This is a genomic window from Novipirellula rosea, assembly GCF_039541335.1.
Taxonomy (GTDB): domain Bacteria; phylum Planctomycetota; class Planctomycetia; order Pirellulales; family Pirellulaceae; genus Novipirellula; species Novipirellula rosea.
The window spans coordinates 86,472-109,986 of record NZ_BAABGA010000060.1 but is presented as its reverse complement, the minus strand read 5'-3'; the positions used below and the strand labels follow the sequence as shown (position 1 = coordinate 109,986).

Below are 23,515 nucleotides of genomic sequence, written 5' to 3'. Positions count from 1 at the left end.
GTTGCATGGAGTGACTTGTGATGCCGAGCGAAAAGTCAAATGATGCCACCAACGAATCCGCCCCAGCCTCGGCGACGCCAGCCTCGGAGGCGCGGGCATCGGCGTTCCCGGTGGACGAAACGATCGGCGTGAATTTGCAAGTCAATGCACCACTTGGTTTTACTGAATCGCCGCTTGCTGAATCGCCGCTAGACGGAATGCCGTCCGCCGGTTCGCCGCTCCACCCAACGGCGGAATCGAAACAGCACGGACGAGGTCAACAACTCGGCGATTTCCGGTTGCTGCGAGAGATCGGGCGCGGTGGTATGGGCGTGGTGTTCGAGGCCGAGCAGGTTTCGCTGCATCGACGTGTTGCCTTGAAAGTGCTGCGGTTTACCTCGCTCAGCGATGCGGAGGCAATCGATCGCTTCCGCCGCGAGGCCGAAACGGTGGCACATTTGCATCACACCAACATCGTGCCGATTTTTTATGTTGGATTCGAAAAAGGCGTCCACTTTTTCGCGATGGAGTTTATCCAAGGACGCAGTCTTGCCGATGTGCTCGGCGAGACGGCCGAACCGATCGATCCCATGACAGCAATGAATTGGGGCGTCCAAGTGGCCGACGCACTTGCTCATGCGCATCAACGCGGCGTCATCCATCGCGACATCAAACCGTCCAACCTGCTACTGGACGACGAGGGCCGAATCTGGCTGACGGATTTCGGTTTGGCCATGCGATTGGACACTGTCACACTTAGCATGACCGGCACCGTCATCGGGACGCCGCGTTACATGAGTCCCGAACAAGCTTCGGCATCGCGTCATCGGCTGGACCATCGCACGGATCTCTACAGCCTCGGAGCCACGCTGTACGAATTGATGACGGGACGGCCTGTTTATTTGGCCGAGACGCCTCAGGGAGTCATCGATCAAATTTTGAACCAAGATCCGGTTCCACCTCGCACGTTGTCACCCGCGTTGTCGCGTGACATGGAAACGATCTTGCTAAAGTGCTTGGCAAAACAGCCCGAGCAGCGATACGGTTCGGCTCAATCGCTGGCGGATGATTGCCGAGCGGTTCTCGATGGGCGACCGATCAAGACGCGTCGAGCGAACTGGATCGAACGAAGCAGGCAGTGGGCCCGAAAACATCGCCATGCACTGACTTTGACCGCCCGATCGGTCGCAGCGACTGCGGCGTTACTATTCATCGTGTTATTGTTGGTGCAAAGCTATCGCCAAAGCCAACTTGTCCCTGTGTCGTTTGCAACGAACACACCTCCGTTGGCGGCAGTCATTCGCGACAACACCGGAACCCTTGTCACACGCCAAACCGTGCCGACTCAAGAGGCGATCAACATTACCGCAGGTCAGTACCAGGTACAGATTTCCGGTGAAAGTCGGCTGAGTGAAACCTACGGGGTGAATCTGGCTCGAGGCCAATCGCCCATGTTTGATGTTAATCTCGACGAATCGTTATTGATGCCCCCGCAGGAAATCCAAAACAGCTACAAGATCGTGGCGACGGGGGAGCATAGCTTGATCGTGATGATGGACGAATCGGGGCTGCGATGTATTGACCCACAACAAAACCAACTGCAGTGGACAACCGCACTGGACAAAGCGGGCCAGCCTCTGCTGAAGACCACAAGCGGTTGGGTGTGGCCGTGGAAGCGCTTGATGAGCAACAGTCCTTACACCGGTTGGGGCAGCTTTGACCTAACACCTTTTATCGTTAGCCCCGCAGTGGATCTGAACGGCGACACCGTCGACGACTTTGTGGTGGCGGCACGTCACCAAGCGATCGTGTTCGCGATTTCCGGTTCCGACGGCGCGTTGCTGTGGACCTCTGCGCCGGGTCATGATCTGCAACAAGAAATCAGCAACGATTTGCAGCGTCATCTGCAAGGAGTCCGCAGCAGCGTTTTATACCCACCGACCGCGGTCGACGATGTAAACGAGGACGGCGTCACCGATTTCGCCGTGATGATGGCCGAGCAAGCCGATCCATCAGCGGAGGTGCGACGTTGGCTTCAAACGGTGTGTGGACAATCGGGAAAAACGATCTGGCGACGCGACTTTAGCGAGTCCGATTTTGTCACGCCCGCAACGCTGGATGTGCCCGAATGCGTTCGCTGGTTCTACGGGTCTGCCGCCGCAGTGACCTCGACCGGTGGCATCCAGAGCGACTTTTCCCTGAGCGGCGTACGTCGCCAATTGCCTCGGCTGGAACGCACCGGCTATTTCCACCACGTCCCCAGTCCGGCGGTGTTGGCGTCCTGGGACACGTCCTCCACAGTGTCGCCAAAACGGCTGACCACGATGGTCGGCTCGCGACTGATTGCCTACGACACCGTCACCGGAACCCCGATTGGCCAGCCGATCGATTGCGGAGTGCAACCGAGCCGACCCCCAGTCGTGATCGACGTCGATGGCGATGGAGCCGATGAAGTGATTCTGACGCAGAGTTTGCCCGCCATCGTCACGCCGGCCGCCAACAGTCCCAGCTCACACGTGCGGATCGCCGTCTGGTCACTGGCCGATGCTCGGATGCTGTGGACTTTCGATGCGCAAGCCGAACTGGCGGTTGCAGATTGGAGCCAAACCGCGATCGATCCACCGACATGGCCACAGGTTGTCGACCTTGATCACGACGGGCAATACGAATTGATTTTTCCTAGCGGCACGTCCAAGGCCAATGGGAACACCGTCCGAGCGTGGGGCGAGATCGAAGTTCGCGATGCAACCACTGGCCAGCGACGATGGAAACGAAAACTCAAGACCATGGACCAACAAGTGGACCATTTCTTGACCGGTCCCGACATTAACAGCGATGGGATTTCCGATGTGTTTGTCGCCACGCTGTGGTCGCGAAGTTTCGATCTGTATGTCGATGCGTTTTCCGGTCACGATGGAACGCCTCTGTGGATAAAACGGCATCCTTTGACGGGACCGACGGAAAGTGCCAGCTACCGATTGGGGCCGCCGCTGTGGTGGAACGCTGGTAGCGACGGTTGGCCTCAATTCCTGGTGCCGGTCCATCCGATGCAGGGCCACGATAAACCATCGCTCGCAGTGGCGTTCTCGGCTGGCACCGGAGAGGTAACGCGAGTGGGTTCAAATTTGGTGGCGTTCCAAGCTGCCGCGACGCAGCAAGGTGGGATCGAGGACTTGTTCGCCTTTATTCCTCGGCAACCGAATGCACTTGATGCTGGCGGCACACTGATCGGTTTTCGAGGACAACCACGTGAACTGTGGAACCGGATGGGCGAACGCTGGTCCGCCACCGTCGATTTGAATCAAGACGGCGTCCGTGACCTGACTCGGGTTGAACCCGACGGAACCGTGCACGCGGCCTCGGGGCGTGATGGACGCGCATTGTGGAAAACCAAGCTACCCGAAAAAGACCTGCATTATCTGCGTGTGGTGGCTGCGCTACCGCGACAAGACGGATTTCTCGGTTCGGGATTCCTAGCCGATGATTATCGATTGCATCAGCCCACCGACGACACCGAGCAAACTTCGCAGCCGGCCCCTGGCGACTTTGACCACGATGGCACCATCGACTTGCTGCTGTACGTCAGCAACTTAGCCAAGCCAGAACCCAGCGTGCCGCTTTTCGCGATCTCAGGGCGCACGGGCCGCCGCCTTTGGGCGGCCGATTTCCAAACACGCTATGTCGCCGGAGTTCATGCGATGGATGTCCGCGACCTCGATGGCGATGGGACCGCCGAGGTGATCTGGGTTGCCGCCAGCGACTGGAATTTTCCTGAAGACCGCGAGTTCAACACCCACCAAAAACAATTGGGTTTGTTTGTTTTCTCAGGCCGTAGCGGGCGACGGGTCTGGCACGAACCGCTGACGAAGCGTTACGGGTTATCCCCCGGCGACACGCTTTCACCAATCGAATTTGACCAGGGAACGGTCCCGCTTTGTATCGACGATCTAAATGCCGATGGGGTTCTCGATATCGTCGTCCCCGGCGATGCAGCGATCACGGCGGCGGAATCCGCGATCGGAACGCAGCGTCAGGAACTGCGAACGCTCGATGGCAAAACGGGAACCCGTTTGTGGCAGGTCGCCGTCCCTCCGGCACGCAATCCACCGTATGCGTTTAGCGAAATGCCACCCGCCGCGGTGATTGATTTACAGCAAGACAAGAACCCCGAATTGATCACACTGCATTTTGATGCGCCAACGGACGGGCAACGTTCGACCGCCGTCTTGCGAGCGTTTTCCGCCGCGGATGGTCGTGAACGCTGGGCACGCGAGTTCGATGTCTCTGCGGGATGGGGACAAGGCCACGTCAGTGATTACGAGTATCGATACCGTCCGCGAATCATGCCACTGCGAACTGCCGCGGGACCGCAACGCATCTGCCTGCACTGGTTCGATGGCACGCCGCGTGTCATTGTCGTGGATCACCTTGGCAAAACGCTCTCGGATTTCCGGGTGGACGCTCCGCAAGGAATCCTTAGCGGACGCAGCCGCGTCGTGGTCTGTGATACAGATGGTGACAAAAACGACGAACTCGTGCTGATCCATCAAAACCGTCTCATCGCGATCCGTCCCGAAACACCCGACTCGCCGATTTGGAAACACGATTTGATCGCGACGGCGGACGACCAGATCGAAGGCATCTTGCCGGCATGCCAATCGCATCCCAATCTGATCCTAGCCCATCACCTGTTCGCCCCCGCAGTGCTCTACGCCTTGGATGCTGAAACGGGTGAATTAGTCTGGAATTTGTCCGTTCCGCCAGCCAAACCAGGCGTCCATCCGTTATTAACCGCCCCAGGCCAACTGGCGATGCTGAGTGATATCGGTCGTGACCATCCTGCTTGGTTTGTGCTTCAAAATCAACTGAATGTCAGTGTGCGTGAGGCCACGATGGTACCGCGGCTTGGCGAACTCGCTGCAATGCAAACACGAGTAAGTGCGAACCTGAACTCTGCAAAGACAGCGCCCCGCGAAAGTCACCCGCTGCCCTGGAACCCTCGCCCCACGGAACTCGCAACCCTACCGACTCTGGTTGCATGGGCGGTGTTTTACTGCGTGATGCTGATCTACTTGCCCGGCATCTACATGTTGCGATCGTTTCAGACGCGGCAATGGAGTTTGCGTTGGCTATTACTTTCGCCACTGATCGCCGCGATGCCGCTGATTGCGTTGCTGATTGACTCGCCGGTCATCAACAAGGCGGACCTCGTGACCAAGGTGGCAATTGGGCTCGTTACCTTACCGGCGGTGGTGGCGAGCATCCATTTGCTACGCTGGTTGGTCATGAAGAAATGGTGGCCGTTGGCCACTTGGCTCACTGTCTCGCTTGTCATTTCGGCGGTAATGGCGTCGCTCGCGATTATCGTCACGCAATACGCCAGTCCCCATGCGATTGAGCCTGGCGAACATTACACGTCGAACGGATGGTGGTTCATTTGGTTTTACGGAGCCTATTTGACAGCCGCGCTCTTAATGGGCTGGATCGTTGTGATGGCGATGGTGCAATTGATCAAATCCGCAATGCAGCGAGTCCACAGAACATAAGACGGATGGGTGAGATCATAAGGGTGGAAACAGGCGTCGTCCAATCAAGGACGACCGAAGTGATCGGCGGTTAGCGTCACGGTACCCATGTCATTCTCGCCTGCATGAATCTTGTAGCGGAACCGGTTGCGTGGCCAATCCTGTTGCTGGCCGTTGACCTTCACCGTCCCCAGTGGTTTCGTTGCCGCTTCGGCGAACACACGAAAGGTGAGCTCTTTCTCGGGCAGATCTCGGATGACCAATTTGCCATGTTCGTCACTGACGCCAACATAGCGATGCTCTAACACCACCACATAGGCTTTCATCCAAGGATGAATATTGCACTGAACCGGAAGCGGAGCTGGTTCCGGCAGATCGAGTTTCATACGCCGTACACCATTCGGCGGAATTAGCTGGCCGGATACCGGATTTCGAAATAATGCTACGTTTGCGTTGTGACCGACAGGATCCGAATTCGTGAGATGAAGCGTGTCGCCAGCCTGCATCACCACGATGTGCGGATCGAATCGGCAATGTTTGCTGGTCAGCGTATGCGTTCTTTCGAGCGACGGGATCTTTGCAACCTCGCTACCGCCCCGTCCCGTGTCAAGGTAGACGACCACGTTCTTGATCCCACGATCCTGCGGATTGACCAGCAGACTTTCGTCGACCAACGGATGCAGGCCACAGAACTCAACGTCCTTGTCGACTTGGATCGCCTCCGGCACCGGCAGTTCGCCTGCGTACTGAAAGCGAAGCGTCAGATCACCGCCACTCAAACTCCCCCCGCATGCCACCATCAATGCAACGGAAATCAATATTCGACGCATGCTGCAGCTCCTCTCTAAGCATCAAATCATGAACGTCTGGCCGAGCCTACTCAATGCATTATAGACAATGCACTCAAGGCCACTAGCAGAACGATGATACGCTCCACCGCCGACATCATCAGCGTTCGTTCCAGTCCTTGATGATTTATATTATTCGCCGAGTCTGATTCACACGGCGATTGCGAGTCGTTCATGAGCTAGCTGGCCAGCTGTCGAAAATGACGGGCCGAAAGTCTTGGCGACTTTCGCTACGGCTCACGTGCCGAATTCCCCAACGCTCACGCAACACAGCCCTCCCAGCAGTCCCTAAACTAAAAGCCCCCTCCCTCTCTCCCCCTCTCCCCCTCTCCGTGTCTCCGTGTCTCCGTGTCTCCGTGTCTCCGTGTCTCCGTGTCTCCTCACTCCTCACTCCTCACTCCTCACTCCTCACTCCTCACTCCTCACTCCTCACTCCTCACTCCTCACTCCTCACTCCCCCCTCTCCCACCCATGAAGCCAATCGTTCAAATTTCACTCGACTTGACCAATATCGCCGAGGCGATCGAGACCGCGCACTTGGCGATTCGCGCTGGCGTGGATTGGCTCGAAGCAGGCACGCCGCTGATTTTGGCCGAGGGACTGCACGGCGTGCGGGCACTTCGCAGCGAGTTTCCGGACGTGCCAATCGTCGCCGACTTAAAGACGATGGATGGCGGTTATTTGGAAGCCGAAATGATGGCCGGCGCTGGGGCGACCCATGTCGTCGTGATGGCTCGGGCACACGAGGAAACCGTTCGCTGTGTCGTCAAAGCTGGAAAAGATTTTGGCGTCCAAGTGATGGGTGACAATATGGTCTGCGATGACATGATCGCGGGCGCGAAATGGCTCGAAGATCTCGGCTGCGACTTTGTCATCCATCACATCGGCTACGATGAACGGCGAGGCATCGCGGCGCGAGGCCAGCGGATGCCAAGTCCCCTGGATCAACTCCGCGAAGTTTGCCAGGCCGTCAAAGTGCCGGTGCAAGCGGTTGGCGGATTAAGTTTAGAACAAGCGATCCAGTGCCCTGCGTACGGCGCGCCGCTGGTCGTGCTGGGCGCCCCGCTGACGATCGATGCCGATTCGTTTAAAACCGCCGATGGAGATTTAGAGTCTTCACTGCGTTTGATCTGCGATGCTGTGCATGGAGAGGGGGAAGAAAGTGAGGAGTGAGGAGTGAGGAGACGGGAGAGAGAAGAAAGCGGAAGAGGAAGGGTGGGGAGAGGATGACAGGCTGGCAGCCTGGACTACGTTACTTGAGCGAGAAGTTGGAATGATGAAATCTGCTGCGGTGGTGAACTATGCTCCTGAAAAAGGATGCGTCGAAATTCGCGAACTCGATCGACCCGAAATTGGCCCCGACGATGTGCTGCTACAGGTCGCCAACGTCGGCGTCTGTGGCAGCGATCTGCACCAGTGGACTGCGGACCACTCGTGGCCCGTCAATTATCCCGTCGTGCTCGGTCACGAATTCGGTGGCAACATTGTTGAACTGGGCGTGAACGTCGATGGCTGGAGCGAAGGTGATCGTGTGGTCAGCGAAACCGCTGCGATCATCGATCAACAAAATCCGATGTCACGCCGGGGACTGTATAACCTGGACCCGACTCGTAAAGGGTTTGGTTACGGAGTGAACGGGGCGATGACCAAATTTGTCCGCGTCCCCTCGCGGATCCTGCATGCCATTCCCGACGCCTTGCCGTTTGAACATGCCTGTCTGACCGAACCCTGCTGCGTCGCCTACAACGCTGTCGTTAAGAATGCTTCGATCGAACCGGGGGACCGCATTGTCGTGCTTGGTCCTGGCACGATTGGAATTCTGTGTGCCGCGGTGGCTCGCCTGTGTGGCGCCGAAGTCGCAATCGTGGGACTCGAATCCGATCGCCACCGTCTGGAAATCGCCAAGCAATATGGTTGTGAAGCGATCATCGGCGATGCGAAACCGTGGGCAACTGAGCGTGATGGACTCGGGTGCGATGGAGTGATCGATGCTGCCGGCGCCAGCGTCACACTGCAGATCGCAATGGACCTTGTCCGGCCAGCCGGCTGGATCTCGAAAGTCGGCTGGGGCCCGCAACCGCTGGGGTTCAACCTCGATCCACTGGTCCAAAAAAACGTGCGACTGCAAGGCAGTTTCAGTCACAATTGGCCGATCTGGGAACGCGTGATCGCTCTGCTGAGCAGCGGCCAATTGGACGTCAAACCGATCATCGGCGGCGTTTGGCCGATCACCCAGTGGCACGAAGCGTTCGAAAAAATGCATCGCGGCGAAGTCGTCAAATCGGTGCTGAAGCCGGTGTAGGGCCTTCGGTAGTGGACGTGGCTACACGTCCCTCCGCGCAGGGCACCGCCCCTCCCCACAGAGCATCGCCACTACGTTCCCCCAGCCGCCAATGCCGCCAGGATCTTTAGCAAGATCCACTACAAATCAACAACATATCCTCATCATCCAATCGATCAATGCCAACACACACACCCAAACTTGCGGCCTTTCCCAAAGCGTTCATGCAGGCACTCTGCAAAGATGGCACAATGAGCGTCAGCGAGTGGATTGAACTCGCTTCGAAACTCGATATCCAAGGGCTGGAGTGGTATGCCGGGTTTCTGGAGATGGCGGACGAATCGAATTGGTCGCGGTTTCGCAAGCAAGTCGAAGACCACGGCAAAGTCATCCCGATGATGTGCTGCTCACCCGACTTCACCCATCCCGACGCGGCGTTTCGAGAGCAAGAGATCGCCAAACAAAAACGCTGGATCGAGATGACTCACGCGCTCGGCGGTTCGTATTGCCGAGTACTCAGCGGCCAACGGCGACCGGAATTGACGATCGACGAGGGAGTCACGTACGCAGTCGATTCGATCCAGGCATGTTTGCCCTTCGCAGCCGATCGCGGCATCACGCTGATCATCGAAAACCACTACAAAGACGATTTTTGGGAGTACCCCGAATTTGCTCAGAAAATGGATGTTTTTTGTCAAATCGTCGACCGCATCGATCACCCGCACTTTGGCGTTAACTATGATCCGAGTAACACGTACTTGGCGGGCGAAGATCCGATCGAGTTACTGCGACGAGTTTCGCACCGAGTCGTAACGATGCACGCCAGCGACCGCTATCTGATCGAAGGGACGCTGGAGGATCTGCGACGCGAAGAGGGCGGCGCGGTCGGGTACGCGAAACGACTCAGCCATGGCGAGATCGGCAAAGGGCTGAATGACTACGACGCGATCTTCAGTGAACTGAAACGAGTCGGCTTCGGCGGCTGGATCAGTATCGAAGACGGCGTCGATGGCATGGACCAACTCGCCCGCAGCGTCGAATTCCTAAAACAAAAGATCGCCCAACACTGGCCGTAGTGGACGTGGCTACACGTCCCTTTCAGTATTGATCCCTTTCAGTATTGGCCCATTTCAGTACTAGTCCCTTCAGTATCGCCCCCCCTTCGCCCCCAGAAACCTCGCAACGTTTCCCCCGCGTTGATAGGCTCAGGATCTTTAGCAAGATCCACGACCTTCCTTCCCCAACGACACCCACCAATGAAACACGCTCTCTCATTTGCTCTCGCCATTCTCACCTGCACTGCGACCTACGCGGATACTCCCGACTCGAAAGACACGCAGCCCAGCGGTGACGCAAGCGTCGTCACCCAGATGCCTGGATTGGTTGCGTTTTGGACGTTCGGCGAACCCGCAGGCCAGTCGCGGAAATCAATCGGCAGCGAGCAAAACTATCCGTTAATCGAAGTCGACGGACCGATCAACCGAGTCGAAGGCGGTCCTTTTTCGGGCTACGCCGCGAACTTGAATGGCAAACAGTACTTCAAGATCCCGTATGCCGAGACGGGTGATTTGAACATCCATGGTCCTGAGGCCCAAGTCAGCATGTTTGCGGTCGTCAACATCCACAACTTGCGTCAGAGCCGGACGATCGCAGGGATGTGGAGCGAAGGGAAAGGAGCGAACGACGATTCGGGAACGCGGCAATACGCGATGTTAATGAACATGCCGACTTACGGCGGTCCGAATCAATTGGTACCTCATATCTCCAGCGAAGGCGGAGTGACGCGTCGTGCCGACGGCAGTGCATTTCCGTGGTGTGCCGATTACGCAGCGACCCGGCAAACCGTGCCCACCGATCGCTGGTGCACATTGGGGTTCACCTATGACGGTGACTACATTCGCGCGTACATCAACGGCGTGCTCGACAAACGAGAGCTTGATGCGGTGAAAGACCGACGCAACGATCGCTACTTCACCAGCGAAGGACCTGATGGCAAAGACCGCGGAATGAACCCGTATTATCACGGCCGAGGCATCTTTGGGTACGACGCTGAAAAGCATGCCAAGACCAAACCTGGAGGCGGATCGGACTTCACCGTCGGCGCTCGTTACGCGGTAGGGTCATTCACACGCGAAGCAACGATCGGTCGCTTCGGAGGCCTCGCCGTCTTCGACCGAGCGATCAGTGACGCCGAGATGATGAAGCTGCATCAAGCCGCCAATATCGAAGCATTAAATTCAAAAGAATCCTCCACCCCCCCTCGCTAACGCATCTTCCAAAAAGAGTTGCCGTACTGAACCAATGCGAGTCAAGCGTAGCGGAAGTCGTCAAGACTTTCGTCGAATACACCAACCACATCGAGTCGCTCGACAGAACGTTGATCAACTGAGCCGTGACGCGTAAGCGGCCGGGTCTCACGCGCCACCCGGCGCCTCACGGCCCACGGCTCACCACTGCGATTCACACCTCACCTGGATTGCCAGATCGTTAAAGCAGCACATTAATCCCCACCGTATCGAAACTCTTGACGAGTTCCGCTACCTAGTACGAAAACGCGACTGCAAGTAGCGGAAGCCGTCAACGGCTTGTTGTTTTAGTCGTACGATGGACTTCCTAGTCCGTCGAATACACCAACCACATCGAGTCGCTTGACAGAACGTTGAACAACTGAGCCGTGACGCGTAAGCGGCCGGGTCTCACGCGCCTCCCGGTGCCTTACGGCCCACGGCTCACCACTGCGATTCACACTTCACCTGAATTGCCAGATCGTTAAAGCAGCACGTTAATCCTAACCGCATCGAAACTCTTGACGAGTTCCGCTACCCGATACGAAAACGCGACCGAAAGTAGCGGAAGTCGTCAAGACTTTCGTCGAATACACCAACCACATCGAGACTTTTGACACAACATTGAACAACTGAGCCGTGACGCGTGAGCGGCCGGGTCCCACCACTGCGATTCACACTTCACCTGGATTGCCAGATCGTTGACGAAGCACGTCAATCCTGACCGCATCGAAACTCTTGACGAGTCCCGCTACCTAGTACGAAATCGCGACCGAAAGTAGCGGAAGTCGTCAAGACTTTCGTCGGATACACCAACCACATCGAGACTTTTGACACAACATTGAACAACTGAGCCGTGACGCGTAAGCGGCCGGGTCTCACGCGCCACCCGGTGCCTTACAGCCCACGGCTCACCACTGCGATTCACACTTCACCAGGATTGCCAGATCGTTAAAGCAGCACGTTAACACTACCCCCATCGAAACTCTTGACGAGTTCCGCTACCTAGTACGAAATCGCGACCGAAAGTAGCGGAAGTCGTCAAGACTTTCGTCGGGTACACTAAACGCCCCGAGACGCTTGACAGGACGTTGAACAACTGAGCCGTGACGCGTGAGCGGCCGGGTCCCACAAATTACCCGGCGCCTCACGGCCCACGGCTCACCACTGCGATTCACACTTCACCTGGATTGCCAGATCGTTGACGAAGCACGTCAATCCTGACCGCATCGAAACTCTTGACGAGTTCCGCTACCTGATACGAAAACGCGACCGAAAGTAGCGGAAGTCGTCAAGACTTTCGTCGGATACACTAAACACATCGAGACGCTTGACACAACGCTGAACAACTGAGCCGTGACGCGTAAGCGGCCGGGCCTCACGCGCCACCCGGTGCCTTACGGCCCACGCTCACCACTGCGATTTACACTTCACCTGGATTGCCAGATCGTTAACGCAGCACGTTAATCCTAACTGCTTCGAAACTCTTGACGAGTTCCGCTACCCAATACGAAATCTCTGCTGAAACTCTTGACGAGTTCCGCTACCTAGTACCAAAACGCTACCATGATGAAACGACGAACATTTTTACAGTCCACCTTGGCTGCAACCCTAGCCAGCACCCTCACTGGCCCTGCGTTCGCCGCCCAATCGAAACGCCCTCGCATTCTGCTACGTTCATCATGGCAGGTGGTCAACATCGGCGATATCGCTCATACGCCTGGCGTGTTGGCGTTAATCGAAAAACATCTGCCCGACGCCGAGGTCATCTTATGGGCTTCGGGCGATTTGACCGAAGAGGTCGCCGCGATGGAACACGGCCGATTTCCGAAATTGAAAATCGTAAAAGGCTCGATCCGCAGCGACGGCACGGCGTCCAATGCCAATTTGCAAGACGCGATCACATGGTCCGAGTTTTTGCTACACGGATCAGGCCCGTCCCTGGTCGCCGCGCGCGATGTCGCGGCCTACATCAAACACACCGGCAAACCGTTTGGCGTCTACGGGATCACTCACGGTTCATTCTTGTCCGGTGATGACAAGGAGCTGCTCAGTAAGGCCAAGTTCGTATTCTTTCGTGATTCGGTGTCGTTGGCATTGGCAAAAGAGCAAGGCGTCAATTGCCCAGTGATGGAATTTGGACCCGACGGTGCATTCGCTTGTGATTTGCGTGACGACGCCGCGGCCACTGCGTTCCTGGAAGCCAATGGACTCGAAGAAGGCAAATTCCTGTGTTGTCAGTCGCGATTGCGGTACACACCGTACTGGACGATCCCCAGCAAGAAACGCGACATCGATCCCAAGCGGCATGCACATAACGAAGCGATGAAGGAGCGTGATCATGCTCCGATCCGCGAAGCGATCATTCGTGTGGTTCGAGAAACTGACTTGAAAGTTCTGCTCTGTCCCGAGGACATGACGCAGATGAAGGTGGGCAAAGAAAACTTGTACGACAAGCTGCCTGCGGATGTGAAACCGCGAGTCGTATGGCGAGAGAACTTTTGGCTGACCGACGAAGCACTGAGTGTTTATGTACGCAGTGCGGGACTGTTTGGCAGCGAGATGCATTCGCCGATCATGGCAGTCGGCAACGGCATCCCCGCGATCGTGTGCCGGTTCGCCGAACAGACGAGCAAAGGGTTCATGTGGCAAGACATCGGGCTGGGGGATTGGTTGTTCGACCTTGACGACGAAGTTCAATCCGCAAAGATCCCCGACGCCGTCGTCGCAATGGCCAGCGACTTTGGCGCCGCGAAAGCCAAGACCGAGGCGGCCCGTCAATTCGTACAGAAGCGGCAACGCGAAACGATGCAAGTCCTGGCACACCAGTTCACCTAACCCGCCCCGTAGTGGATCTTGCTAAAGATCCTCCAGCAAAGGAGGGTCGGTTTCCGCTGGCCATACATAGCGGTGCGACGCAAACCGCCCGGTCACGGCGAGCCCCAGCGTCATTTCTGCCACACATCTATTCTTCCCGCAGCCGACGTTCGATTAGCCAAAGACAGAAAGATTGGTGCGACAGAAAAATTCTCTGATCACCACGATAGCTTTTTCATTTTCCTGTCATCTCATTTTCCTGTAAACCCCGACCGCGCAATCCCCCGCCTCGCTCACGAACAGCGGAAGAAGATTAGGATCAAGAAGGATGCATCCAGCAAATCGTTGCCCAACGCAAGCCGCCCGGTTGCAGCGAGTAAAAACGGACGACCCAAACCGAACGGATCGCGACGAGCCCCGGCAGTCTTCCAGCCACTCACCTTTTCTTCCCGCAGCCAACGTTCGATTAGCCAAAGACAGAAAGATTGGTGCGACAGAAAAATTCTCTGATCGCCACGATAGCTTTTTCATTTTCCTGTCATCTATTTTCCTGTAAATCTCGACCGCGCAATCCCCCCTCGATCACGAACAACCGTAGACGAGTGAAAGGAGTGTGTTTCGTGCTCCCAAGTGCACAGACGCATTGCATTGCACACGGCCACTCTCGCCACCTGCGATTTTCATGCCGTTGCACCCGCACTCGGTACTGACGAGCACGTCAGTCGGACCGACGACAACGTTTGCCCCCATTTCGTTTCTCTTCACTCATCTCAGGGGCTACAATCGAGACGGATCGAAAACACATCCCTCGAATTCAATGATCAACCTCGCTGTCGCAACATGCTTCGAGTCAACTCCATGAATGCCGCAGGCTCTCCTCCGCAAAGCAGCGACGACATCCTGGCCTCGTCCAGCGAATCATCGCGAAATGGACCGTGTTTTGTTGCCGTTCCGGTGCAGACGCAAGCTTTAGTTTCGCCTAATCCGCGTCCTCGTCGTTACAAATCGTTTTTAGCTTCGACCCTTGTTCACCTCGTTCTGTTGTTAGCACTCGCGCTGACAATCGCTGCACCCGCTGAAGTGGAAACGCTTGTACTTAAGACGCGACTGGACAACCGATCTCCCCATGTACCGCTGACGCGTATCGAGCCTCTACCGGAGACACCACTGGAAGTCCTGGAGCTCCGTGAGTCGAAAGTGGATGTGGATCTGAGTCCCAAAATCAACGACGTGGAACTACCAAATGTGTCATCCGCCTCGTCACTCCCAGCCGCTGTGGCATGGCCCATGAAGCTACCGACATTGCGATTGATCCCAATTACTTCTCAGGCCGCTGTTGCGGACTCGCAGCACGGCTCGCAAGGTGAAGCACAAGGCGACAGCGGAGCCGAAGCGGACACAGGAACGGGTGAAGCTCCAGGAGGGGCAGGATACTTTGGCATTCCGATCAATGGCGGAAAGATCATGTTTGTCGCCGACGCATCAGGCAGCATGCAGAGGGCATTGGGGCTGACGCGGACGGAAGACAAACTCGCAGAAGCCCGCAGGATAGGCCTCGATGCAAAAGATCAAAAATTATTCATGCGAGATCCTCGCGAACTGGGATATCCTTCGCGATGGCAGAAACTCACCAACGAATTGACCGCCTCCTTAGAATCGCTCAATCCGGGTGTCGAATTTGGGATCGTCTTCTTTGGAAGCAATCTCGACACATTCGCAGCAGGCCTGCAAATTGCCACTCCCGAGAACAAGCAACGCGGGATCCATTGGGTGCAGCAATATCGCCCCGCAGGCGGCACCGATCCATTTCCTGCCGTCGCGCAGGCACTCTCGATGCAACCTGACGAGATCTTTGTCTTGACCGATGGCGAGTTCGCTCCGAAAGCAGCGGACCGCATCAGCGAACTCAACTCGACCCGCACCAGCAAGGCTCGCATCCACGCCATCGCGATGGGCGACACAAAAACAACCGATGCGCTTCAGCGTCTAGCGAAAGAAAACGACGGAGAGTTCGTGTTTGTTCGTCGCTAGTCACCTCGCTCGAGCGCAGGTGACTGCTGATCTAGTAGCATTGATTGCAGGCCGGAGGCCGATACACCCTCTGCCGGTAGCGTAAGCTACCGGTCAGGAGAGTCGGAAAAACATAGCCCGGAGGGCGACACATCTGCTGCCAGTGTGTCGGCCTCCGGCCTTACGGCGACAGGTCGCTCCAAAACCGTTGGCTCACGCCAACGGCAGTCTATCTGTCGGCCTCCGGCCTGTGCGCTTGCTACTAAATCAGCAGTCACCGCAGCTAGGGAGAGGTAACTAAGAAACGTCTCCCGAAAACTTGATTTGCTTCTTTAGTTGCGGTACCTTGCATCTGCTGGCGAGTTGCATTCCCTCTTTCTTAACAATCACACTACACGAAATTGACGGGATTCCGTGATGCGGACAACCATATCTGGACCGAGAACGTGCCCCAAGTTGGTTTTAGCGTGCCGACAGCCTTGTTTGTTTGTTTCTCTGTGCCTTTGTTTCGTTGCTTGCGGCCTAAATGCGGCTGAACCGCGACAGGCGTTTTCTGTAACCCTTGATTTACCTTCACTGCATTTTGATGGCAAGACTCCGAGACGACAGGTAGACATTGGCACGATTGTCAAGGGGCAGCAGTATGAAGTGCGGATACCGATCAAGAATTCATCATCACGCAATCTTATTGTTCGTGATATTAAATCAAGCTGTGGATGCGTTTTGCCCAAATCGGATGGAAGCGACAGTGTTACTCTGAAATCTGGAGAAACGCACGCGTTTGAGATGCGACTCGTAAAGGTTGATGTTGGACGATTTGCTGTCCAGGCCACCGTTGTTTTCAAAACGGGTCAAACGCTTTCCTTGTCAGTTCTCGGGAAAGTCGTCGATGCGTTTGCGTTTTACCCACCATCCATACTGATTGACCGTTCGCAACCAGACAACGAGTTTGAAATTCGTCTTTCCGCAAACGGAAAAGACAAGTTTGGAGCAGGCGTTGAATTGGAACTGCGGTCAACAACCGGACCAGTTAGTCGTTGCAGTATTGATAAACTCTCACGTTCTGCGGCAAAGGTCGACCTATTTCTTTCGAGTGGCAAACTCGATTTCGAATCGAAAGGACGTATCTCTTTTCTTCTGACTCCGGCTACAAATAGCGATCCCGTTGAGGTGTTTTTGCCGTATGAGGTCAAGGACAGTGTAACGATCTATCCCAAAATGATCACCGCAAGAGTCGCTGAGAAAACGACGCTCACTTTTCATCTAAGGACTCATGCCAACGACAAGCTGCATGTGTCGGAAGGCGACGAAGTTGATCTCAAAGTTTTTTCAGACAAGGACGAATCATCATCGGATTTTCTTTGCAAGGTCACGGATGTGGTCCCGGTGGCAGACGATGCACTGCGTTTGACGATTGCGCTGAGCCGCGACGCTGTGCTGGAAAAATCCGGCATCGTGGATGCTGAGCTTGCATTGGCGGACGACCGACGATGTCGTCTTAAAGTTTCCGTTCCCTAGTGAATCAGGATCGAAAATTGTGAACAGAATCACCTGCCCATTACTAATTCTTTTGCTAAGTGTTCCTAGCGTCTTAGCCGACGATGCCACGCTGAAAAAGGACGCGGATAAGGAAACGCACCCTCTACAAGATCGAGTTTTCGAATACGCTCAAAACTATCTTTTGGCGGCGGAAGAAGTCAACAAAGACTATGCCTGTTGGATCGATTGTGAAATCCAGGGTATCGGACCGCATAGACCCGGGCCCGTTTCGGAAAAACAAACGTTCATTTTTGCCGCGAACAAAAAGAACGATTGGAAGTACTGGGCGAGCACTTCCAATGACAGCGTCGATGCTCGGATTCCGTATTGGGAGCAGGTGCTGTCAACGGGACTGCACAAGAAGATGCGGCGGGGAATCTCTTCGCATATGAATGTTCGCAACAGCGAAAACAAACAGGAGGTAAAACCAACCGCCCCGTATCGTTCGCCCTTCTATCTGTCTCTCGTACGCTACTCGACGTTTGCCAGTCATCCTGTTGATGAAGATTATGTATCGCGAATGCTGTTTGAAGTATGTGAATTGATTGATGCAGAATACGACAAGGAATCTGGAGACATGGTTGCAACCTGGCGTCGACAATTCCATGATTTTGCGAGTGAATTCACCATCCGTTTTGCGAAAGACGAAGGCTACCTGCCGACACGATCGGTCTATACGCTTGTACGTGAAGAGTCGCGTCGCGTTTTTTCTCTCTGCGAAACAAAGTGGGATCGCAATGGCTCACATCGTGTTCCCGTCTCCTATCGCGTCATGGATGAAGACGCTTCCGGAAAAACCCATTATGAGTACGAATATGCACTCGAGTGGAAAACGGGAGAGGACAATCCCGACATGTACCCCGAAACGTCGGTTCACGATTGGCGACTGGGATACTGCAAACTCTTCAAACGAAAGTGCTACGATCAGGGGCAAGTGGATAATGACCGACGCGCGTTGACGGATTTCATGTTCAGCGAGAAACTCCGTGAAGACAGCGAGAAAAGCTCTGATTGATCAGCCCAGCAGCCGATGCCGAGCAATGGAAATTGCGAAATCGCGGCCCTTGCCATAGGGCCCTCCCGTCCACCACTTCTTAATCCTAATCTTACTCATAATCTTAATCTCGACCGAGCAAGCTCCCCCTCGCTCACGAGCAACCGAAGAAGATTAAGAAGGGTGCATCCGGCAAATCGCTACCGGTTCGATCTAGCGGTGCGGCGCGAGCCGCCCGGTCGTGGCGAGCCCCAGCGTTATATCTGCCACACATCTATTCTCCCCGCAGTCGACATTAGATCAGACAACGACAGAAAGATTGGTGCGACAAAAAAATTCTCTGATCGCGACGATAGCTTTTTCATTTTCCTGTCATCTTATTTTCCTGTAAATCCCGACCGAGCTATCCTCCCCTCGCTCACAAACAACCGAAGCAGACTAAGATTACGAACGGGTTTATCCGGCAAAGGACGTTCGGTTGCCGCGATGGGCGTGATCAACCATCGCAGGAACTCACATGGACAGTGCGAAGACTCGCGATTTCGAAGCTGCTCACACGCACACTGTCCATGCGATTTGGTTGCGTGCTATCGTTGAACGTCTCCCAGATATGACTGGCAACACCCTACTTGTGCTCCATCCAGAGAATGCAAAGCACCAACCCCTACGCACCGCCCCCGCTCGATGTTGACTCGTTGGTGAAGAGGAGGCGGGCAATTCAAGTTGGCCAACAGGAGGTCCACACGGTGATCGTGGAAACGTCGCTTACTCGCGGTCTGCAAACGCACGTCGTTGACGCCGCAGGCAACGCGACGCCGGTCCAGCGAGGAACGTGTCGCATGCAAATTGGCGAGCGAGAAGTACATCAAGTCGAAGTCGAGCTGGACGCGTCACAACGAGTTAACGTGCTGGTCGATGGCAAGCGGGTTTCTGAAGACCTGTTTCCTCGCATGCGGGCCACGATCTTTGCCGTCGTCATCGTCTTCATGCTGCTCACCAGCGTGACAATAGCCTTGGCGATGTTCCTGTTTACCTGACCAGTAGCGGATGGAACAACCCTCGTGTTCTCGCTCTAACCCGCGACGCACGTCGCAAAGTGAAGAAGGCCCGGTGAGGTGGTGACCTGATTCCGGTTGCGTCAGGTTCGATATAGCGGTGCGGCGCAAGCCGCCCGGTCGCAACGAGTAAAACCGAGGATTCAAACCGGACGGCTCGCGCCGCTTCGCTACTAAAGTCGATCGCAACGGACGTCTCTCTTGTGCGACACATCTCTTCCGGTAGCCGACGTTCGATAAGGTATAGACAGAAAAATTAGTGCGACAGAAAAATTCTCAGATCACCACGATAGCTTTTTCATTTTCCTGTCATCTCATGTTCCTGTAAATCCCGACCGCGCAATCCCCCTGCTCGATCACGAGCAACCGTAGACGAGTAAGACTAGGAAGCGTGCATCCAGCAAAACGCCACCGGTTTTATTCAGCGGTGCGACACAAGCCGCCCGGTCGCAGCGTGAAAAACCGAGGATTCCAACAGGACGGCTCGCGCCGCTTCGCTACTAAAGTAAATCGCAACGGACGTCTCTCTTGTGCGACGCATTTCTTCCGGTAGCCGGCGTTCGATAAGGTATAGACAGAAAAATTGGTGCGACAGAAAAATTCTCTGATCGCCACGGGGGCTTTTTCATTTTCCTGTCATCTCATTTTCCTGTAAATCCCGACCGCGCACTCCCTCGCTCACTCACGAACAACCGTAGACGATTAAGATTATCAAGCGTGCGTCCGGCAAAACGCCACCGGCTTTATTTAGCGGTACGGCGCAAGCCGCCCGGTTGCAGCGAGCAAAACCGAGGATTCAAATCGGACGGCTCGCGCCGCTTCGCTACTAAAGTAAATCGCAAAGGGCATCTCTCTTGTGATACACACCTCTTCCGGTAGCCGACGTTCGATAAGGTATAGACAGAAAAATTGGTGCGACAGAAAAATTCTCTGATCGCGACGGGGGGCGTTTTCATTTTCCTGTCGTCTCATTTTCCTGCAAATCCTGCCTTCCAGGCAACACAATACATCGCGTTGCACCGGCCACAGGCTTCTGCCGACCAAAGTCTCGATCGAACCGAACCTCCATCACTCACTTTTTAATCCTAATCCCGACCGAGCAATCTCCGTTCCCTCACGAGAAACCAAATGTGATTAAGGTCATGACCCCTGAATTCACAAGTGTGACAACGGTCTCAGGTGATCGGATCAGTGTATTTGGCTGCATTGTCTCGTAACAGTCGTGCAGCCTCGTCGACAGTACGATCGATGATCGTCCTGGCGGACTCAAGTGAACGAACCAAACCAACCGCCTCACCACCGCTGATATCCATCACACTGGAATCCCCTTGTTCTGCCGCAACTTTGAGTTCGTGTTGCAATTCCGTTCGAGAGGCGTCGATTTCGCTGGCCCGACCATCCCATTTGCTGTTGAACGCGTTTCGAACGACTCGATCGGCGATGCCGCTTGGAAACTCCGCGCCCCGTATTTGGTCGTAAACGGCAGTTCGAATCGTGTCGTCCGTGCCGGCGGCCAGCAGGGGTGTTTGCTCCCACGAATCGCCACCCCACTGGTGACTGGCAACAAACCGAGTCCCCATCGAAACACCCACCGCTCCCAACATCAACGCGGCAGCTAGCCCTCGTCCATCCGCGATTCCACCCGCCGCAAGCACCGGTAGACTACCGACGGCGTCAACCACCGCGGGAACAAATGCCATGGTTCCCAGGGTTCCCGTGTGCCCTCCCGCTTCGCCTCCCTGGGCGATAATGGCGTCGACACCTGCATCGGCAGCCCGCTTCGCCTGCTCCAGGCTTTGAACCTGGGCGAATATTCGAATGCCACAGTCTCGTGCTGCCTTGACATGCGCAGTGGGATCGGAGAACGAGTGATTGATGACCGCAACGCGTTCATCCAAAGCGACTTGCACCAGCTCATCAATGCTTGAAAACGATGAGATAAAACCGACACCAAACGGCCGATCCGTTAATGCTCGCGTGCTGCGGATCTGCTGCCGCAACCACTCGGCACCGCCCCGGGTTGTCCCGCCGATCATTCCTAGTCCGCCGGCATTGGACACGGCGGCCGCGAGCTCGGCAGCTGCGGTGCGACTCATCGGCGCGTTCAGGATTGGATGTTCAATTCCCAATAAATCGCACAAAGAGGTGCGTATCATAATTCACAACCAGGGTTGGAAAACCTCGAAGCATTGCACAGCTACATTGCCGTGCGTGACGGATGACGCTCCGCAGTGAGCTTACGTCGCTCAAGCGGTGTGACAAGGTCGGTTCATGCGTGGCCACGGTGCTTGCGATCGTCGATCATCGTCGGCTTTTCCGCGCTCGGGCGAGCGTGGCTATACTGAAGGGCGGTGCGATGCTGAACGATTTCGCCGCCGCGAAGATAAAGGTCAAATCCTTGCACCGCACCTGCCAGATATGAACCAACGCCTAAGTCTGATTTTCATGAGCATTTCACGATCAATTCGTCGCCTCAAATGGATCGGTTCGGTCGTTGTTGCGGTCTCCTGTCTATCGGCATTGGCAGAGGAGCCGGAAACCGAGCCGAATGCCGTTTATGTTGCAAAAATGCAAGCTGTCGTCGATTTCCTGGAAACAGAGCTGAAAACCGCAACCGACTTATTGGAACGTCAATCCAGTTCCAAAGCGGAGGTCGATCTGGCTCGTGTCGATCTGGCAAAAGCGCGCCACAACCTCGCATTCGCCGAGAACAACCAAGCCGAGGTTGTCCGTCAATGTCTTCTGCTGGTCGAAATACGCAGCCGACAGTTACAACGTCACGAGAAAATGGCCGCGTTAGGATTCGGGTCCAAACTGAAACAGATCAAGGCGATGCGACAACTGGCGGGTTCGCGATACCTATTGGGCCGCGTCCAAGGAAATCCCGCTGACGTTCTCGATCAATTGGAACGGGTCGTTCAGCTCCATAACGAAGAGTTGAGCTATTTGACGAGACAGCAGAAGGAAGGCGCCGTGTCCACAATGGAACTCAACCGTGCGCGGCATCGCACGACCGTCGCGGAGCATCATCTCGCTCACAGCAAAGAGGATTCGCCATCCGTCCTTCCCCAGCTTCGGCAATCCGCCGTGCTCTGTCAGCAAGAATTCGATCAAATCAAACGTCTCCGGCATCTCGGATATGCCGACGTGCTCGACGAGTACAATGCCCACCGTCATCTTTTACATGCAAAGCTTCTGGTAGCAGATATTGAGAACGAACCTACCGCGATGCAGCAACAATTCGATGAATTGATTCGACTTCACGAACAAACTTTGCCAAAATTAGGCAGCTATCGAAAAGGAAAATTAGCCCGCTTGTTTATCGAACAAGAACTGGCTCGTGATCATGCGAGAAAAGCACAATTTCTTCAAGACGGCTATCTGGCGGACGAATTGTGCATCGCCGCGATGGACTTCTAGCGATAAATCCTTCCGACACCCGCCATCGTAATCCTACTCATAATCTCAATCCCGTCTGAGCAATATTCCTGCTCGATCACGAGCAACGAAAGACAATGATGATCAAGATTGAGAAGGATAAACTCCGCAAAAGATGGTCGGATGACGCTGCACATATCTTCCTGCAGCCGACGTTTCTTCCTGCAGCCAACGTTCGATTAGACAAAGACAGAAAAATTCTCTGATCACCACGGGGGCGTTTTCATTTTCCTGTCATCCATTTTCCTGTAAATCCCGACCGCGCAATCCCCTCGCCCGCTGGCGAGAGACCGAAGAAGATTAGCAAGGGGTATGTTCGGCAAAACGCCACCGGTTGCGTCTGGTTCGATCTAGCGGTGCGGCGCAAGCCGCCCCGTCGCGCCGAATAAAACGAACACCCCAAACCGACCGGTCGCGGCGAGCCCGGTAGTCTTCCTGCGGCTGACCTTATCCCTGCAGTCGGCATTCGATTAGACGAAGACAGAAAGATTGGTGCGACAGAAAAATTCTCTGATCGCCACGATAGCTTTTTCATTTTCCTGTCATCCATTTTCCTGTAAATCCCGATCTTCAAGCAATCCAACGCATCGTATTGCATCGGGCACCAGATTCCCACCGATCGAAGGCTCGACGAAAACCAAACCGCTGACACCCCATCTCTTAATCCTAATCTTACTCGTAATCTTAATCTCGACCGAGCAATCCCCCGCCTCGCTCACGGGCAACCGTAGAAGATTAGGATTA

13 protein-coding genes are annotated in these 23,515 nt (G+C 55.2%); 11 read left to right on the top strand and 2 right to left on the bottom strand.

Going from position 1 to position 23,515, the window contains the following annotated elements:
- Positions 1-20: 20 nt before the first annotated feature.
- Positions 21-5,525 carry a serine/threonine-protein kinase gene (locus ABD971_RS22810; protein WP_345325883.1) on the top strand — a complete coding sequence of 1,835 codons (5,505 nt, stop codon included), beginning with the start codon at positions 21-23 and terminating at the stop codon, positions 5,523-5,525.
- A gap of 44 nt (positions 5,526-5,569) precedes the next feature.
- On the opposite strand, the gene ABD971_RS22805 is transcribed toward ABD971_RS22810, so the two are convergent.
- The gene (locus ABD971_RS22805) at positions 5,570-6,334 is read right to left on the bottom strand and encodes a cupredoxin domain-containing protein (RefSeq protein WP_345325881.1); all 765 of its coding nucleotides are present in this window, start codon (positions 6,332-6,334) and stop codon (positions 5,570-5,572) included.
- 489 nt (positions 6,335-6,823) lie between these two features.
- Between ABD971_RS22805 and ABD971_RS22800 the strand changes: the two genes are divergently transcribed.
- The 9 genes from ABD971_RS22800 to ABD971_RS22760 all read left to right on the top strand — a co-directional run bounded on the left by ABD971_RS22800 (position 6,824) and on the right by ABD971_RS22760 (position 19,315).
- A complete protein-coding gene (locus ABD971_RS22800; protein WP_345325879.1) occupies positions 6,824-7,525 on the top strand; it encodes an orotidine 5'-phosphate decarboxylase / HUMPS family protein in 702 nt (233 codons plus the stop codon).
- Between the two features lie 103 nt (positions 7,526-7,628).
- Complete coding sequence (locus ABD971_RS22795) at positions 7,629-8,654, top strand: zinc-binding dehydrogenase (RefSeq protein ID WP_345325912.1); 1,026 nt, start codon at positions 7,629-7,631, stop codon at positions 8,652-8,654.
- A gap of 158 nt (positions 8,655-8,812) precedes the next feature.
- Entirely contained in the window at positions 8,813-9,709 is an 897-nt protein-coding gene (locus ABD971_RS22790; protein ID WP_345325877.1) for a sugar phosphate isomerase/epimerase family protein, read from the top strand.
- Positions 9,710-9,889: 180 nt separating this feature from the next.
- Positions 9,890-10,900: a hypothetical protein gene (locus tag ABD971_RS22785; RefSeq protein ID WP_345325875.1), complete on the top strand. Its 1,011-nt coding sequence runs from the start codon at positions 9,890-9,892 to the stop codon at positions 10,898-10,900.
- A gap of 1,587 nt (positions 10,901-12,487) precedes the next feature.
- Positions 12,488-13,756 carry a polysaccharide pyruvyl transferase family protein gene (locus tag ABD971_RS22780; protein WP_345325873.1) on the top strand — a complete coding sequence of 423 codons (1,269 nt, stop codon included), beginning with the start codon at positions 12,488-12,490 and terminating at the stop codon, positions 13,754-13,756.
- Between the two features lie 837 nt (positions 13,757-14,593).
- Positions 14,594-15,766 carry a vWA domain-containing protein gene (locus tag ABD971_RS22775; protein ID WP_345325871.1) on the top strand — a complete coding sequence of 391 codons (1,173 nt, stop codon included), beginning with the start codon at positions 14,594-14,596 and terminating at the stop codon, positions 15,764-15,766.
- 462 nt (positions 15,767-16,228) lie between these two features.
- Positions 16,229-17,263 carry a DUF1573 domain-containing protein gene (locus ABD971_RS22770; protein WP_345325869.1) on the top strand — a complete coding sequence of 345 codons (1,035 nt, stop codon included), beginning with the start codon at positions 16,229-16,231 and terminating at the stop codon, positions 17,261-17,263.
- A 52-nt stretch (positions 17,264-17,315) separates the two neighbouring features.
- A complete protein-coding gene (locus ABD971_RS22765; RefSeq protein WP_345325867.1) occupies positions 17,316-18,299 on the top strand; it encodes a hypothetical protein in 984 nt (327 codons plus the stop codon).
- 725 nt (positions 18,300-19,024) lie between these two features.
- A complete protein-coding gene (locus ABD971_RS22760) occupies positions 19,025-19,315 on the top strand; it encodes a hypothetical protein (RefSeq protein ID WP_345325865.1) in 291 nt (96 codons plus the stop codon).
- A 1,193-nt stretch (positions 19,316-20,508) separates the two neighbouring features.
- On the opposite strand, the gene ABD971_RS22755 is transcribed toward ABD971_RS22760, so the two are convergent.
- The gene (locus ABD971_RS22755) at positions 20,509-21,489 is read right to left on the bottom strand and encodes an NAD(P)H-dependent flavin oxidoreductase (protein WP_345325863.1); all 981 of its coding nucleotides are present in this window, start codon (positions 21,487-21,489) and stop codon (positions 20,509-20,511) included.
- 289 nt (positions 21,490-21,778) lie between these two features.
- Here ABD971_RS22755 and ABD971_RS22750 point away from each other — a divergent pair, with 289 nt between their 5' ends.
- On the top strand, positions 21,779-22,753 hold the full coding sequence (locus tag ABD971_RS22750) for a hypothetical protein (protein WP_345325862.1): 975 nt from the start codon (positions 21,779-21,781) through the stop codon (positions 22,751-22,753).
- Positions 22,754-23,515 lie beyond the last annotated feature (762 nt).